Raw genomic sequence first — 12,801 nt, 5'->3', positions numbered from 1 at the left:
AATCGCCTCAGCTGGAGAGCACCATGGCCCAATAGGGCAGGTTCCTGGAAGATGTATTATGGGCGACGGCGACGCCGAGACCGTCATAGCGCCCGAGCATGTTTTCCAGATGATGCGGCGAGTTGATCCAAGCCGTCACCACGGCATCGACGCTCTGCTGGCCGGACGCGATATTCTCAGCCGCCGGCAGTTGCACGCCGCTTGCCTTGACGCGGGCGCCGAAACTGTCGGTCATGCCGATCAGATGCGCCATCTTGCCGACGCTCGCCATGCGTTTGGCCTGGAAGAGGGCGGCCGTCTGCGCTGCCGGATCGAGGCGAAGCGGCGGCAGGCCGTTCTTCGCCCTCAGCTGGTTGACGAGCGGCAGCACGCTCGCGGTCTCGTCCTCGCCGTTCGAAGGCGTGCCGGCGATCCGCGGCGTGGTCGTGCAGCCGGCAATGCCGGCGGCGAGCGCAAGTCCGGAAAGACGCAGCAGGCCGCGTCGGGAAAGATCGATGGAGGTCATGTTACCGGCGATAGCTGAAAAGACGAAGGATGACGAAGAGCGGGATGACGATCGTGGCGCCGAGCAGGAGATAGTCGCCGACGCGCCCAAGTGCCGAGAAGCCTCGGTACCAGATTTCCAGGACGAAATCGCGGAAACCATAGATGATGTTCCATGGCGTCAGACCGAACACGGTCATGACGAAACCGACGATCAGCGACACCACGATAAGTTTTATCAAAGTGCGGCCGATTGAATCGCCGAGGAACCTGTTCGCCTGATCGGACATACGCCATCTCCTGTTTGCCCCTGGAATAAGGTTGCGGCGTGCCGCTCGCAAGCCCTTTCCGGAATTGGCGGCTTCGCCTGTGAAATAGGACTTGAGTTTTTTTGTGGCCGCCGCCAAATGCGCCCAAAAGAACGGGTGCATGATGCAATCTCACCAGCTTTCCTCAGGCGATGTCATCGCCGACCGCCGCGCAGATTATGCCAGGATGCTTGAAGAAGGCGGCGAGCCGGAGGCCGCGGCCGAGCTGATGGAGCAGGCGCTGGAGCTGGTGCCCACCTGGGCGGCCGGCTGGTATCGCCTCGCCACCTATCTGGAGAAAGCGGGCAGGGGGGAAGGCGCGATCGAGGCCTATCGCCGGACGCTTGCCCTCGATCCCGATGACATTTTCGGCGCCGCCCTGAAGCTCGCCCTGCTCGGCGATGCAGCGACGCCCGACCGGCCGCCGAGCCGCTATGTCGAGCGCCTGTTCGACGATTACGCCGACCGTTTCGAAACGTCGCTCGTCGAAAAACTCGACTACAGCGTGCCGCAGAAGCTCGCCTCCCTTGTCGCCTCCACCAGCCGGCATTACGCATGCGCCGTCGATCTCGGTTGCGGCACCGGCCTGCTTGGCCCCGAAATCCGCGCTTGCGCCGACCGTCTCGAAGGCTTCGACCTCTCGCAGAACATGCTGGCCAAGGCGGCCGAGAAGCAGGTCTACGATCACCTCGCCCAGGCCGATCTCTCGCTCGCACCCGATCTTTCCGGCCTGTTTGCCGCTGCCGCGCGCCATCGCGCCGATCTGGTGACGGCAGCCGACGTGTTGATGTATCTCGGCAATCTCGAAAGCGTCTTTGCGATCATCGAAGAACTGGCCGCGTCGGGCGCCGATATCGCCTTTTCCGTCGAGGATGCGGGCGACAGCGGGGGCTTCCATCTCGCGCCGTCACTGCGTTATGCCCATTCGGAAGCCTATGTCAGACTGCTGCTTGCCCGTCACGGCCTCGAAATCCTCGAGATCGTCAAAACGGTCATTCGCAAAGATGGCGGCAAACCGGTCGCGGGCATTCTGTTCCTTACGTGCAAGCCGACATGAGCGAACATTTCTTGCGATTTTATAATAGGTCAGCATCGCTTACCTATTGCGCTTGATCGAAGCCAAAAAAGCCTGATATTGCAGCGGTATCGGCAGAAGGCGCAGCGAAAAACGGCGGGCGCTTCGGCTCACTCACATTGGAAATCTTTCGCGTCCGGCTCTTCCTCCGGCGTTCCCGAACTCGTCTGCGATTGGAGACCGGCAACATGACACAGCGCATCCATGCCCTTGGCGTCTGGAATACCAGCGCGACCCGTCACACCCCGATTGAAGATGTGCAGGGTATATTCTCCGGCAGCCTGGTTGCCGCGCTCGGCCTCTATGTGCTCGCCAGTGCCGGCCTTCTCACCGGCAGCACCGCCGGTGTGGCTTTCCTCCTGCATTACGCCTTCGGCGTCAATTTCGGCCTCGCCTTCTTCCTGCTCAACCTGCCGTTCTTCTATCTCTCGTGGAAGCGCCTCGGCATGGCCTTCACGATCAAGACCTTCATCGCCATCGGTCTGACCTCGGTGCTATCAGATGTGCAGTCGCGGTTCTTTTCGATTTCGAGCATCCATCCAGCCTGGGCCGCGCTTCTCGGCGGCCTGTTGCTCGGTTTCGGCCTGCTGGCGCTCTATCGCCACCGCGCCAGCCTCGGCGGCGTCGGCATTCTCGGCATTTACCTGCAGGAGCGTTTCGGCATCCGCGCCGGTCTCGTCCAGCTCGTCATCGACATGTGCGTGCTCGCCGCCGCCTTCTTCGTCACCACCCCGCCGGTCGTCTTCTATTCCGTCCTCGGCGCCGTCGTCCTCAACCTCTTCGTCGCCATCAACCACCGCGCCGATCGTTATATCGCGCTGTGACATTGCAAATCGGTAACCCATTCTAAACAGATCGTAACTTGCCTCTGATCGACCCTGGCGCGACACTCCCCTCGCGCCGGATTTGATGAGGTGAACTATGTCAGATTTGGAAAAGCTTGTGAGACGCCGCATGCAGGAAGAATACGCCAGGGGCGCTTCCGCAGAGGAAATTGCGAAGGTCGTCCGCGACATATTCAACGGCACCGACCTCTCTGAGGGCCTTGATGCCGTTGCCGTCCGCACAGCGGATCGTAGGTGACGCAATATTCAACCGACCCGAATGTTTCGGGTCGGTCGCCGGGATGAAATCCCAGTCACCAGATACCGATCAGGCTGCCTTCGTGACCTGGTCGATCGGATGCTGCGAGCGGAAGCCGACGGCAAGGCGGTTCCAGATATTGATCGCGCCGATCGCCACGGTGATCTCAGTCATCTCTTTCTCGGAGAAATGCGCCTTCAGCGCCTCGTAGTCGCCGTCCGGCGCGCCCGTCTTGGCGATATTGGTCACGGCGTCGACCCAGCCGAGCAAGGCGCGTTCGCGGGCGTCATAGACCGGCGATTCCCGCCAGACGCACATCAGGTTGATCCATTGTTCACTGAGCCCATCATGGCGGGCTTCCTTCACATGCATGTCGACGCAATAGGCGCAGCCGTTGATCTGCGAGGCGCGCAGCTTGATCAGGTGGATGAAGCGGCGTTCCAGTCCGGAAGACTGGACATATTGTTCGAGCGCAGCGACTGCCTTGTAGGCATCGGGAGCGGCTTTGGCGAAATTGAAACGCGGTTGCATGGTGATTCTCCTTGTTGGGGCTCAGCGAGCCGTCTTGCGTTCATGAATTTCGAGGAAGGCGCAGCCTCGGGCTGCGATCGATCCGTCGTCGAGGGCATTCAGTTCGATGCCGATATCGGCGATGCTGGTCTTGGCGAGTTCGGCCCGGTAGACCCTTTCGGCCCGAAGCATCGCCGCGCTGATGTTGCAGGGCTTGGCGAAGAAGCTGTCGGAGACCGGGTTCGGTCCGCGCTGGCGGATTTCGGCGCAGCGAAAGGCCGGTGTCGCTCCCTCGACCGCAAGCAGGATGTCGAGCAGCGAAATCTCCGCCGGCGCCTTCGCCAGGCGATAGCCGCCCTTCGGCCCCGGCACGGTATCGAGGATGCCGGCGCCCGACAGCGCCTGCAGATGTTTTAAGAGATAGCTCGTCGACACACCGTGGAATTCCGCCAGGGCCGCCGCCGAAAGAACGCCGCCTGCGGAAAGGCCGGACAGCATGGCGACGCTGTGAATGGCCTGCTCGACACCATCGCTCATCTTCATGCCGACATCTCCTTCATTCGTGGATAAAAAATATCCACGATTAGTGCGGTTGTCAAGAGGCACCCTTGCTGCTTGCCTTTATCCCTGCGGGGGATAGAAGACGGAAAAAGCCGACAGGGGAACATTCATGGCATCCAACGCCTTCGCAGGCCTTCTGAATTCCAGCGCCGACCGCCATTCGCTGTTCGACGACGCCCAAGGCATCGTCGCCGGCAGCATGCTCGCCGTGCTCGGCGTCTCGCTTCTGTCAGGCGCGGGACTGCTTGCCGGGGGCACGGCCGGTCTTGCCTTCCTCGCCCATTATGCGACGGGCTTCAGCTTCGGCCTCTGTTTCTTTGCCGTGAACCTGCCCTTTTATTATCTCGCCTTTCGCCGATTGGGGCCGGCCTTCACCATCAAGACGTTCGCCGCCATCGCGCTGACCTCGATCCTGTCCGAATTCGTGCCGGGCTTTATCGGTATCACGCATGTCAATCCTATCGCCGGGGCGCTGTTCGGCGGCCTCGTCATCGGCGCCGGCATGCTGGCTCTGTTCCGCCATCGCGCCAGTCTCGGCGGCATCGGCATCCTCGCCCTCTATATCCAGGACCGTCTCGGCTGGCGCGCCGGCCTCGTTCAGCTCGGCTTCGACCTTGTCATCCTGGCGCTCTCCTTCTTCGTCGCCAGCCCCTTCATCATCGCCTGCTCCGTGCTCGGCGCGGTCGTGCTCAACCTCGCGATTGCCATCAATCACCGCAAGGACCGCTATATCGCCGTGTGAGGCGATGGCTGCTCTTCTTTTTCCCCAGGCTTTCACTACCTTCAGGATGTGGACCAGATCGATTCCGAAGCCCGCGCCCTGCTGCCTGCCGCCTTTACCCGCTGGTTTGCGGAGAAGGGCTGGCGTCCGCGCGCCCATCAGCTGGAGCTGCTTGCCCGCGCCGAAGCCGGCGAAAGCACGCTGCTGATTGCGCCGACCGGCGCCGGCAAGACGCTCGCCGGTTTCCTGCCGTCGCTCACCGATCTCACCCGCCGCGGCAAGATCCCGCCCGGCTCCGCCTTCACCGGCATTCATACGCTCTATGTCTCGCCGCTGAAGGCGCTGGCGATCGATATCGAGCGCAACCTGATGAAACCGGTCGAGGAGATGGGCCTGCCGGTCACGATAGAAAACCGCACCGGCGATACGCCGAACGCCAAGCGCCAGCGCCAAAAACTCAATCCGCCGGATATTCTGCTGACGACGCCCGAACAGGTCGCCCTGCTGCTGGCCAACCGCGAGGCCGAACGCTTCTTCAAGGATCTGAAATATGTCGTGCTCGACGAGTTGCATTCGCTCGTCACCTCCAAGCGCGGACATATGCTGTCGCTGGGCCTTGCCCGCCTGCGCCGCCTTGCCCCCAACCTTAAGACCATCGGCCTGTCGGCGACCGTCGCCGAGCCGATGGATCTGCAGAAATGGCTGGTTGCCCAACAGGGCGGCGAGGGGCAGGAGGGCAGCCAATATCATGCCGGCCTCGTCGTCGTCGAAGGCGGCGCCAAGCCCGATATTTCGATCCTGTCGACCGAAGAGCGCATCCCCTGGGCAGGCCATGCCGCGCGATACGCCATTCCCGATATCTACAAGCAACTGCTCGAACACAAGACGACGCTGCTCTTCGTCAATACCCGCAGCCAGGCCGAGATGTTGTTCCAGGAACTCTGGACGATCAATGACGACAATCTGCCGATCGCCCTCCACCACGGTTCGCTCGATGTCGCCCAGCGCCGCAAGGTCGAGGCGGCGATGGCCGAAAACCGGCTGCGCGCCGTCGTCGCCACCTCCACCCTCGATCTCGGCATCGACTGGGGCGATGTCGATCTCGTCATCCATGTCGGCGCGCCGAAGGGCGCCTCGCGCCTGGCCCAGCGCATCGGCCGCGCCAACCACCGCATGGAAGAGCCCTCGAAGGCGATCCTTGTGCCCGCCAACCGGTTCGAGGTGATGGAGTGCCAGGCCGCCCTCGACGCCAATTATATCGGCGCCCAGGACACCCCGGCGGTCGGCCGCGGCGCGCTCGACGTGCTCGCCCAGCACGTGCTCGGCATGGCCTGCGCCGAACCTTTCGACATGCTGGAGCTCTACGATGAAATCATCAGCGCCTCGCCCTATGCCGATCTCAGCTGGGAGACCTTCGAGCGCATCGTCGATTTCGTCGCGACCGGCGGTTATGCGCTCCGGACCTATGAGCGTTACGCCCGCATCCGCAAGACCAAGGAGGGCCGCTGGCGCGTCTCCAATCCGGCCGTCGCCCAGCAATACCGCCTCAATCTCGGCACCATCGTCGAAAGCCCGATGCTGAACATCCGCATGGTCAAGCGCGGCGAGGGCGGCAGGATCGGCCGCGGCGGCGCCACGCTGGGCAAGGTCGAGGAATATTTCCTCGAACAACTGTCGCCGGGCGATACCTTCGTCTTCTCCGGCAAGGTGCTGCGCTTCGAGGGCATCCGCGAAAATGAATGCCTGGCCTCGCAGGCCTTTTCGCTCGATCCGAAGATCCCCTCCTATAATGGCGGCAAGTTTCCGCTGTCGACCTATCTCGCCGAGCAGGTGCGGGCAATGATCGCCGATCCCGACCGCTGGCGCCATTTGCCGGACCAGGTCCGCGACTGGCTGTCGTTGCAGCAGGACAAGTCGATGCTGCCGAAGCGCGACGAGCTGCTGATCGAAACCTTCCCGCGCGGCAGCCGCGGCTATATGGTCGCCTATCCCTTCGAAGGCCGTCTCGCCCACCAGACGCTCGGCATGCTGCTCACCCGCCGGCTGGAGCGGGCCGGCGCCAAGCCGCTCGGCTTCGTCGCCACCGATTACTCGCTGGCTGTCTGGGGCCTGGAGGATATGGGGCTGCTGATCGGCAATGGCCGTCTCAGCCTCGCCGACCTCTTCGATGCCGACATGCTTGGCGACGATCTCGAAGCCTGGCTCGACGAATCCTTCCTGCTGAAGCGCACCTTCCGCAATTGCGCCGTGATTGCAGGCTTGATCGAGCGCCGCCATCCAGGCAAGGAAAAGAGCGGCCGCCAGATCACCGTCTCCGCCGATCTGATCTATGACGTGCTGCGCAGCCACGAGCCCGATCACATCCTGCTGCAGGCGACGCGGCAGGATGCGGCAACCGGACTTTTGGATATAAGGCGTCTTGGCGATATGCTGATGCGAATCAGGGGTCACATCACCCATCGCCCGCTCGACCATATTTCCCCGCTCGCCGTGCCGGTGATGCTGGAAATTGGACGCGAGGCGGTGCCGGGCGAGGCTCATGATGCGCTGCTCGCCGAAGCGGCCGACGATCTGATCGCCGAGGCGCTGGCCTGAAACTTGTTTGGGAATAACGACTGTGATGAACCGCCTGGCGCTGGCGCGCGACATTTCCGGACTGGCCGCAATACCGGGCATCGAGACATCGGTGAGCGATATTGCCGCCGTCTGCGATCCGCTCGGCGCCCTCTATCTGCCGGATGCCGGCCTGCTCGTCGTCTCCGACCTGCATCTGGAAAAGGGTGCCGCCTTCGCCCGCCGCGGCATGATGCTGCCGCCCTATGACACGCTGGCGACGCTCACCGTGCTGGCTGCGGTCATCTCGCGTTACGACCCAAAGCTCGTCGTCTCACTTGGCGACAATTTTCACGATCGCATCGGCTCGAAGCATATGCCGGAGAATTTTCGGGCGCTGATCGTGGCGATGGCGCGCGGCCGCGAATGGATCTGGATCAACGGCAATCATGATCCCGATGGCATCGTCGATCTGCCCGGCGCTTGCGCCGACGAGATGCATTATGCCGGCCTGACCTTCCGCCACGAGCCCAAAAACGGCTTGCAGAGTGGCGAAATCGCCGGCCACCTGCACCCCTCGGCGACTGTCCGCCGCCGCGAAAAATCCGTCCGCCGCCCGTGTTTTGCCACCGACGGCGCCCGCCTGCTGATGCCCGCCTTCGGCGTCATGAGCGGCGGCCTCGATCTCGGTCATCAGGCGATGAAGGGCCTGTTCGACAAAGCTTCGCTGGTGGCGCATCTCTTGGGGCGGGATCGGATCTATTCAGTCCGGTATGGGAACTTGCGGGGTTAGCGTTCGTCCTCGATGGGGGGTGCCATGTGTTACCCCCTCTGCCCTGCCGGGCATCTCCCCCACAGGTGGGGAGATAGGCAAGAGGTTGGACCGTCACTCGCTCTTTACCGTCTCGAAAGCAATAGGGCGGCAGTTGTTTGGGGAAGCCCTTGCGTCTAGCCAATCTCCACCCTTGTGGGGGAGATGCCCGGCAGGGCAGAGGGGGTGCGACCGCACACCCTTGAACTCAATTACACCCCTGCAACTGCTGCTGATACGTCCCGGCCATCCGCGCGAACTTCTGCGCCGTCTGCTGCAATTGCCCGTTCGAGCGCCAGTCGCCGCGTTTGTATCCGGTTGGGCCGGAATAATAAGCGAGATAGAGATTATAGGCATCGTTCAGCGGAATGCCGGTCTCGGCGCTGTTTTGGGCGTGATACCAGCCGATGAAATCGATCGCGTCGGCGAAGTTCGCCCGCCGCGCCGTCCAGTTTCCGGTCTGCGACTGATAGTGATCCCACGTCCCGTCCAGCGCCTGCGAATAGCCGTAGGCGGTCGAAGGCCGGGTCCAGGGAATGAAGCCAAACAGCTTGGTGCGTGGCGGCCGCGCATAGGGCTGGAAGCCGGATTCGGTATACATCGTCGCCATCAGGATCGGCACCGGTACGCCGTATTTCTTCTCGGTCCGCTCGGCCGCACTCTGCCAGCTGGAGAAAAGCCCGTCGCGCTCGTCGAAGACGGCGCAAATGTTCCGCGTCTGCTTCGGCGCCGTCGCGCAGCCGGCAAGCAGCGCGAGACCCACGGCGGTCAGAACGATACGAGTACGCATGACAAAACCTCTCGTTTCCGAGAGATTACTAACTCGTAAATGTTAAGGACCGGTTTTTAGTCGAATACGAAGTTGCCCATGGCGGGTCGCATTCAAGCGCGCCGCGCATTTCGGACGACAACCTGCTTTAGATGCTTGCCTGTGCTGGCCAGGGATGGATGCCGTGGCTTAGCCACGCGATGCTATCGCGCCAGAAACCCTCGGCATGGCGTGCGTGGAAGAGGCCGAAATGGCCGATTGCCTTAAATCCGAGATCGGCGGGCTGCAGCAGCACTTGGCTGATCTTGGCATTGCGGTAATAGGCAAGCGTGCGGCGGATTGCCGGCATGGTGCCAAGTTCGTCGTCGGACATAGCAACGGCAAGGACGGGCGCGGTCACGGCGGCGAAACGCGCTAGCACCTCGTCGCGCTCGGCCGCCGGGTGGCTCATCTCCATGCGCGCCCGACGAAAGCTCCATTCATGGGCGACGCCGGCCGGCAGATCTTCGAGCCAGCCAAGCCGTTTGCCAGGAAAGTAGCCGAATAGCGCCGTCAGCACCGGCATGACGACGTGCCATTTCATCAAGAGCCGCATCCGGTGCTCCGGCGCATAATCGCGCCAATAGGCATATTGGGCCCCCATCGTCAGCATGCGGTCGATGCGGCCGGCATGTTTCGACAAGCCCGGGAGAAAACCGCCGATGCTGTGGCCGACGACGTAAATCGGCTGATCCGACCGTCCGTCCATGAAGCACAGCGCCGCGTCGAAATCTTTTTCGCCCCATTCCCGCCAGCGATAGCCGCAGCCCTTGAGCTGCGCCGGCCGTGAACGCCCGATGCCGCGGTAATCATAGGTCAGGACGTCGAAACCGTGAGCGGCAAGGAAGCGGGCGTAATAGTGATAATAACGCGCAAGCACGCCGGTCGCGGGATTGATGATGACGCTGGCGGAAGCTTTTGCCGCGCTCGAGCCCCAGATATGCCCGCCGAGCACGACGCCGTCAGTGCAGCGGATCTCGACCGGCGCGCCTTCGCTCGGACGGCTATTTCGCTCTTCCGCAAGCGGCAGGTCCATACCCTCTGCCATGCACCGCCTCCCTTGGTCGCGGGCTATGATAGAGGCGGGATTTCGGGAGGAAAAGCCGGATGCGGCCAACAGAAGCGGCCGCCGCAATCATCACATAGTCTAACGTACTATGCCTTGGCCGGTTCATAGCGCAGGATCACCGCGCCGCTTGCCGTCGTCGCGGTGTCGATGAGCTTCAGCGGCACCTGATCCTGTGCAGGCTTGAAAAGCGGGTTGCCGCCGCCGAGGATGACGGGCACGACGCAGATCCTGATTTCATCGACAAGGCCGGCTTTCAGCAGGCTGTCGGCAAGCGCCGCGCTGCCGAAGAGGAAAATCGTCTTGCCGTCCTCCTGCTTCAGCCGCGTCAATTCCGGGACCGGATCGCTGACGACACGGGCATTGTTCCAGCCGGGCTCAGTCATCGTTCTGGACACGGCGATCTTGGCGATGCCGTTCATATAGGCCTTGATTGTGTCTTCGCTCTCGGCGGTCGGCCAATAGGCAGCCATGCCCTCATAGGTCTTGCGGCCGAAGACCAGCAGGTCGCCTTCCTCGCCGAACTGCTCGGCATAACGCTGCAGCTCCGGTCCCCAGGCGAGATTGTGGAAATCGATGTCCCACGGCTTCGTGCCTTCGAAATAACCGTCGAGGGTCATCAGGTCCCAGACGATAAGCTTTCTCATTTCCATCCTCCTTCAGTTCATCTTCGACCGGTTGCGTTCCGCAACTGGTTGAAAGCTAGATTAACCGATATCAAAATGCAAGCGGTTTTTCCGAGGCAGAACGAGTGGAGGCGGCATCTCCGGAGAGAGCGCATCACACTTTTTTGCAATTGCTCTGGAAATTGCTCGAGTGCGGCGCCTTGAGGCAGCTCAATCCTTGCGGAAGATCAGGCTGGCGCCCCAGCCGGTGATGACGGCGAGAGCCACGGATGCAAAGCCGTAGAGGATCGGCTGGCCATGCGCCGCATCGGTGATCGTCTGCTCGATGCCGGTTTTGATGACGCGCAGCGGCAGCGATTCCTGGGTCACCAGATTGCCGCTCTTGAAGAGATAGGCGCGCACGGTGTGGACGCCGTTCGGAATGTTGGCCGGCAGGCGCAGGCTCGCCTTGAAAAGGTTGGAGGAAACGAAGCGCACGCCGCTCGGGTTGCGGTCGTAGAAGCCGCCGCCCTGCTGCAGCCGCCGGAAGGCATCGCGGAATTCGCCGAGATTGCTGCCATCGCCGACGAAGCCGACCGGCGTCAACGGAATGTGGTCGATGCCGATCCCCTGATCGGTCAGTTCGAGCGGCGTCGTCAGGTCGTCGATCATCCGCGAACTCGACATCGAATAGGAGTGCGGCACGGATTCGAAGGTCATCGAGCGGGTATTCACCCAGATGCCGAAGACGCGCTCCTTCTTGCGCACCGTCGCATCCTGGCGCGGCCCCTCCAGCACCACCACCACGTCATATTGGCCGATGGCGAGCAGCAGCTGGTCGGTATTCGACAGCGCCCCGAAGATCGTCAGATCGGCGCCGTGGAAATCTGAAGTGATGGCGATTTCGCTCGTCGACGTGCCGATTTCCAAGCCTTCGCGCACCGCCTCGGTCGACTGCCCCGGCAGCCATTGCGCTCCGGCCACCGCCGGCAGCAGGCAAAGGAATGCGATGACGGCGGCAAGCAGGCGCATCAATTGCCGGCTCCTATCACCACCGAATAGACGTCGGCCGGCGTTACCACCAGCGCGATCGCCAGACGCAGGCCGACGGCGAGCACCAGCAGGCCGAGCAGGGCGCGCAGCTGCTCGCCGCGCAGCTTCTGGCCGACGCGCACGCCGTATTGCGCGCCGATGACGCCCGCCACCATCAGGATGAAGGCGAGCACGATATCGACCGAAAAGTTCGTCGCTGCCTGCACGATCGTCGTATAGGCGGTGACGAAGATGATCTGGAACAGCGACGTGCCGACGACGACATTGGTCGGGATGCGCAACAGGTAGATCATCGCCGGCACCATGATGAAGCCGCCGCCGACACCCATGATCGAGGTCAGGATGCCGATCGCAAAGCCGAGCGCGACGATCGGAATGACGCTGAGAAAGATCTTTGATTTCTTGAACCGCACCTTCAGCGGCAGCCTGTGCACCCAGTGCTGGTGGCCGGGTTTGCGTGGCGCCGGCGGCTCGTTGCGCGCCGCCCGCCGCATGGCATTGATGCTCTCGAGCAGCATCAGCCCGCCGACGGTGCCGAGGAAAATGACATACATCAGCGAGATGATCAGATCGAGCTGGCCGATGGCGCGCAGCAGCGAGAAGATCCAGATGCCGACCGTCGCACCCGTGAGGCCGCCGATCAACAGCACCGTGCCGAGTTTGACATCGAGCGTGCCGCGCCGGAAATGGGTGATCGCGCCGGAGATCGACGACGCCACGACCTGGTTGGCGCCGGTCGCGACCGCAACGACCGGGGGAATATTGTAGAAAATCAACAGCGGCGTGATCAGAAAGCCGCCACCGACGCCGAACATTCCAGACAGGAATCCGACGGCCGCCCCCATGCCGAGAATGATGAAAATGTTCACCGACAATTCTGCGATTGGCAGATAGATTGTCACAACCGACCCCGAATGATGACCGCGCCTGGCGGGCGGTTTCCGTCACGTCCCCGTTCGAATGCGCACCATACTGTGAAATCGTTGCCAGAGGCTTTCGATCGGCCCCGATTGGCGATGGAGATCGATGGCAGGAGATTCGGCGATGCGCGGATCGATCTCTCCCGCATAATCCGGCTTTTTTCAGGTTTTGTGACGAGCGGTGGAAAAATTGCGGAAAGCCTTGTGGCAGAACGCCGCAAGGCTGGCGATAGCTGCCCCTCAC

General features: G+C 62.3%; 14 protein-coding genes. 5 read left to right on the top strand and 9 right to left on the bottom strand.

The annotated features are described in order from the left end of the window. Positions 1–7: 7 nt before the first annotated feature. The gene (locus tag ATY29_RS19825; RefSeq protein ID WP_097537093.1) at positions 8–505 is read right to left on the bottom strand and encodes a CAP domain-containing protein; all 498 of its coding nucleotides are present in this window, start codon (positions 503–505) and stop codon (positions 8–10) included. Position 506: 1 nt separating this feature from the next. Further along, the gene (locus ATY29_RS19820) at positions 507–773 is read right to left on the bottom strand and encodes a DUF6460 domain-containing protein (RefSeq protein WP_003570529.1); all 267 of its coding nucleotides are present in this window, start codon (positions 771–773) and stop codon (positions 507–509) included. Between the two features lie 142 nt (positions 774–915). Between ATY29_RS19820 and ATY29_RS19815 the strand changes: the two genes are divergently transcribed. Both ATY29_RS19815 and ATY29_RS19810 read left to right on the top strand, forming a co-directional pair. Beyond that, positions 916–1,848: a class I SAM-dependent DNA methyltransferase gene (locus tag ATY29_RS19815; protein ID WP_097537128.1), complete on the top strand. Its 933-nt coding sequence runs from the start codon at positions 916–918 to the stop codon at positions 1,846–1,848. Positions 1,849–2,054: 206 nt separating this feature from the next. Beyond that, positions 2,055–2,690 (top strand): YitT family protein, encoded by a 636-nt coding sequence (locus ATY29_RS19810; RefSeq protein WP_003570525.1) that lies wholly within the window; start codon positions 2,055–2,057, stop codon positions 2,688–2,690. A gap of 328 nt (positions 2,691–3,018) precedes the next feature. Here the strand turns inward: ATY29_RS19810 and ATY29_RS19805 are convergent, their stop codons facing one another. Continuing rightward, positions 3,019–3,480: a carboxymuconolactone decarboxylase family protein gene (locus tag ATY29_RS19805; RefSeq protein WP_003570522.1), complete on the bottom strand. Its 462-nt coding sequence runs from the start codon at positions 3,478–3,480 to the stop codon at positions 3,019–3,021. Positions 3,481–3,501: 21 nt separating this feature from the next. Continuing rightward, positions 3,502–4,002 (bottom strand): RrF2 family transcriptional regulator, encoded by a 501-nt coding sequence (locus ATY29_RS19800; RefSeq protein WP_025415286.1) that lies wholly within the window; start codon positions 4,000–4,002, stop codon positions 3,502–3,504. Positions 4,003–4,129: 127 nt separating this feature from the next. Between ATY29_RS19800 and ATY29_RS19795 the strand changes: the two genes are divergently transcribed. The 3 genes from ATY29_RS19795 to pdeM are packed head-to-tail and all read left to right on the top strand — an operon-like array spanning position 4,130 to position 8,087. Then, positions 4,130–4,762, top strand: coding sequence for a YitT family protein (locus ATY29_RS19795; RefSeq protein WP_025415287.1), 633 nt, complete (start codon positions 4,130–4,132; stop codon positions 4,760–4,762). A gap of 48 nt (positions 4,763–4,810) precedes the next feature. After that, complete coding sequence (locus ATY29_RS19790) at positions 4,811–7,336, top strand: ligase-associated DNA damage response DEXH box helicase (protein ID WP_097537092.1); 2,526 nt, start codon at positions 4,811–4,813, stop codon at positions 7,334–7,336. A 25-nt stretch (positions 7,337–7,361) separates the two neighbouring features. Further along, a complete protein-coding gene (gene pdeM, locus ATY29_RS19785) occupies positions 7,362–8,087 on the top strand; it encodes a ligase-associated DNA damage response endonuclease PdeM (protein ID WP_097537091.1) in 726 nt (241 codons plus the stop codon). A gap of 226 nt (positions 8,088–8,313) precedes the next feature. Here the strand turns inward: pdeM and ATY29_RS19775 are convergent, their stop codons facing one another. The 5 genes from ATY29_RS19775 to ATY29_RS19755 all read right to left on the bottom strand — a co-directional run bounded on the left by ATY29_RS19775 (position 8,314) and on the right by ATY29_RS19755 (position 12,539). Then, positions 8,314–8,895: a transglycosylase SLT domain-containing protein gene (locus ATY29_RS19775; RefSeq protein WP_097537090.1), complete on the bottom strand. Its 582-nt coding sequence runs from the start codon at positions 8,893–8,895 to the stop codon at positions 8,314–8,316. Between the two features lie 127 nt (positions 8,896–9,022). Further along, positions 9,023–9,961, bottom strand: coding sequence for an alpha/beta hydrolase family protein (locus ATY29_RS19770; RefSeq protein WP_097537089.1), 939 nt, complete (start codon positions 9,959–9,961; stop codon positions 9,023–9,025). A 107-nt stretch (positions 9,962–10,068) separates the two neighbouring features. Then, a complete protein-coding gene (locus ATY29_RS19765; RefSeq protein WP_097537088.1) occupies positions 10,069–10,626 on the bottom strand; it encodes a dihydrofolate reductase family protein in 558 nt (185 codons plus the stop codon). 189 nt (positions 10,627–10,815) lie between these two features. After that, positions 10,816–11,616, bottom strand: coding sequence for a TIGR02186 family protein (locus ATY29_RS19760; RefSeq protein WP_003570509.1), 801 nt, complete (start codon positions 11,614–11,616; stop codon positions 10,816–10,818). Then, on the bottom strand, positions 11,616–12,539 hold the full coding sequence (locus tag ATY29_RS19755; RefSeq protein WP_003570507.1) for a sulfite exporter TauE/SafE family protein: 924 nt from the start codon (positions 12,537–12,539) through the stop codon (positions 11,616–11,618). The genes ATY29_RS19760 and ATY29_RS19755 overlap by 1 nt, the downstream gene beginning before the upstream one ends. Positions 12,540–12,801 lie beyond the last annotated feature (262 nt).

It is taken from the genome of Rhizobium hidalgonense (assembly GCF_002914525.1).
Lineage (GTDB): Bacteria > Pseudomonadota > Alphaproteobacteria > Rhizobiales > Rhizobiaceae > Rhizobium > Rhizobium hidalgonense.
The sequence above is the reverse complement of the archived record's forward strand: the minus strand, read 5'-3'. Positions and strand labels throughout refer to the sequence as shown.

Bases quoted from the DNA above. Each gene is read 5' to 3' on its own strand.
- ATY29_RS19825 (WP_097537093.1), bottom strand. From the start codon at position 505: ATGACCTCCATCGATCTTTCCCGACGCGGCCTGCTGCGTCTTTCCGGA.
- ATY29_RS19820 (WP_003570529.1), bottom strand. From the start codon at position 773: ATGTCCGATCAGGCGAACAGGTTCCTCGGCGATTCAATCGGCCGCACT.
- ATY29_RS19815 (WP_097537128.1), top strand. From the start codon at position 916: ATGCAATCTCACCAGCTTTCCTCAGGCGATGTCATCGCCGACCGCCGC.
- ATY29_RS19810 (WP_003570525.1), top strand. From the start codon at position 2,055: ATGACACAGCGCATCCATGCCCTTGGCGTCTGGAATACCAGCGCGACC.
- ATY29_RS19805 (WP_003570522.1), bottom strand. From the start codon at position 3,480: ATGCAACCGCGTTTCAATTTCGCCAAAGCCGCTCCCGATGCCTACAAG.
- ATY29_RS19800 (WP_025415286.1), bottom strand. From the start codon at position 4,002: ATGAAGATGAGCGATGGTGTCGAGCAGGCCATTCACAGCGTCGCCATG.
- ATY29_RS19795 (WP_025415287.1), top strand. From the start codon at position 4,130: ATGGCATCCAACGCCTTCGCAGGCCTTCTGAATTCCAGCGCCGACCGC.
- pdeM (WP_097537091.1), top strand. From the start codon at position 7,362: ATGAACCGCCTGGCGCTGGCGCGCGACATTTCCGGACTGGCCGCAATA.
- ATY29_RS19775 (WP_097537090.1), bottom strand. From the start codon at position 8,895: ATGCGTACTCGTATCGTTCTGACCGCCGTGGGTCTCGCGCTGCTTGCC.
- ATY29_RS19770 (WP_097537089.1), bottom strand. From the start codon at position 9,961: ATGGCAGAGGGTATGGACCTGCCGCTTGCGGAAGAGCGAAATAGCCGT.
- ATY29_RS19765 (WP_097537088.1), bottom strand. From the start codon at position 10,626: ATGAGAAAGCTTATCGTCTGGGACCTGATGACCCTCGACGGTTATTTC.
- ATY29_RS19760 (WP_003570509.1), bottom strand. From the start codon at position 11,616: ATGCGCCTGCTTGCCGCCGTCATCGCATTCCTTTGCCTGCTGCCGGCG.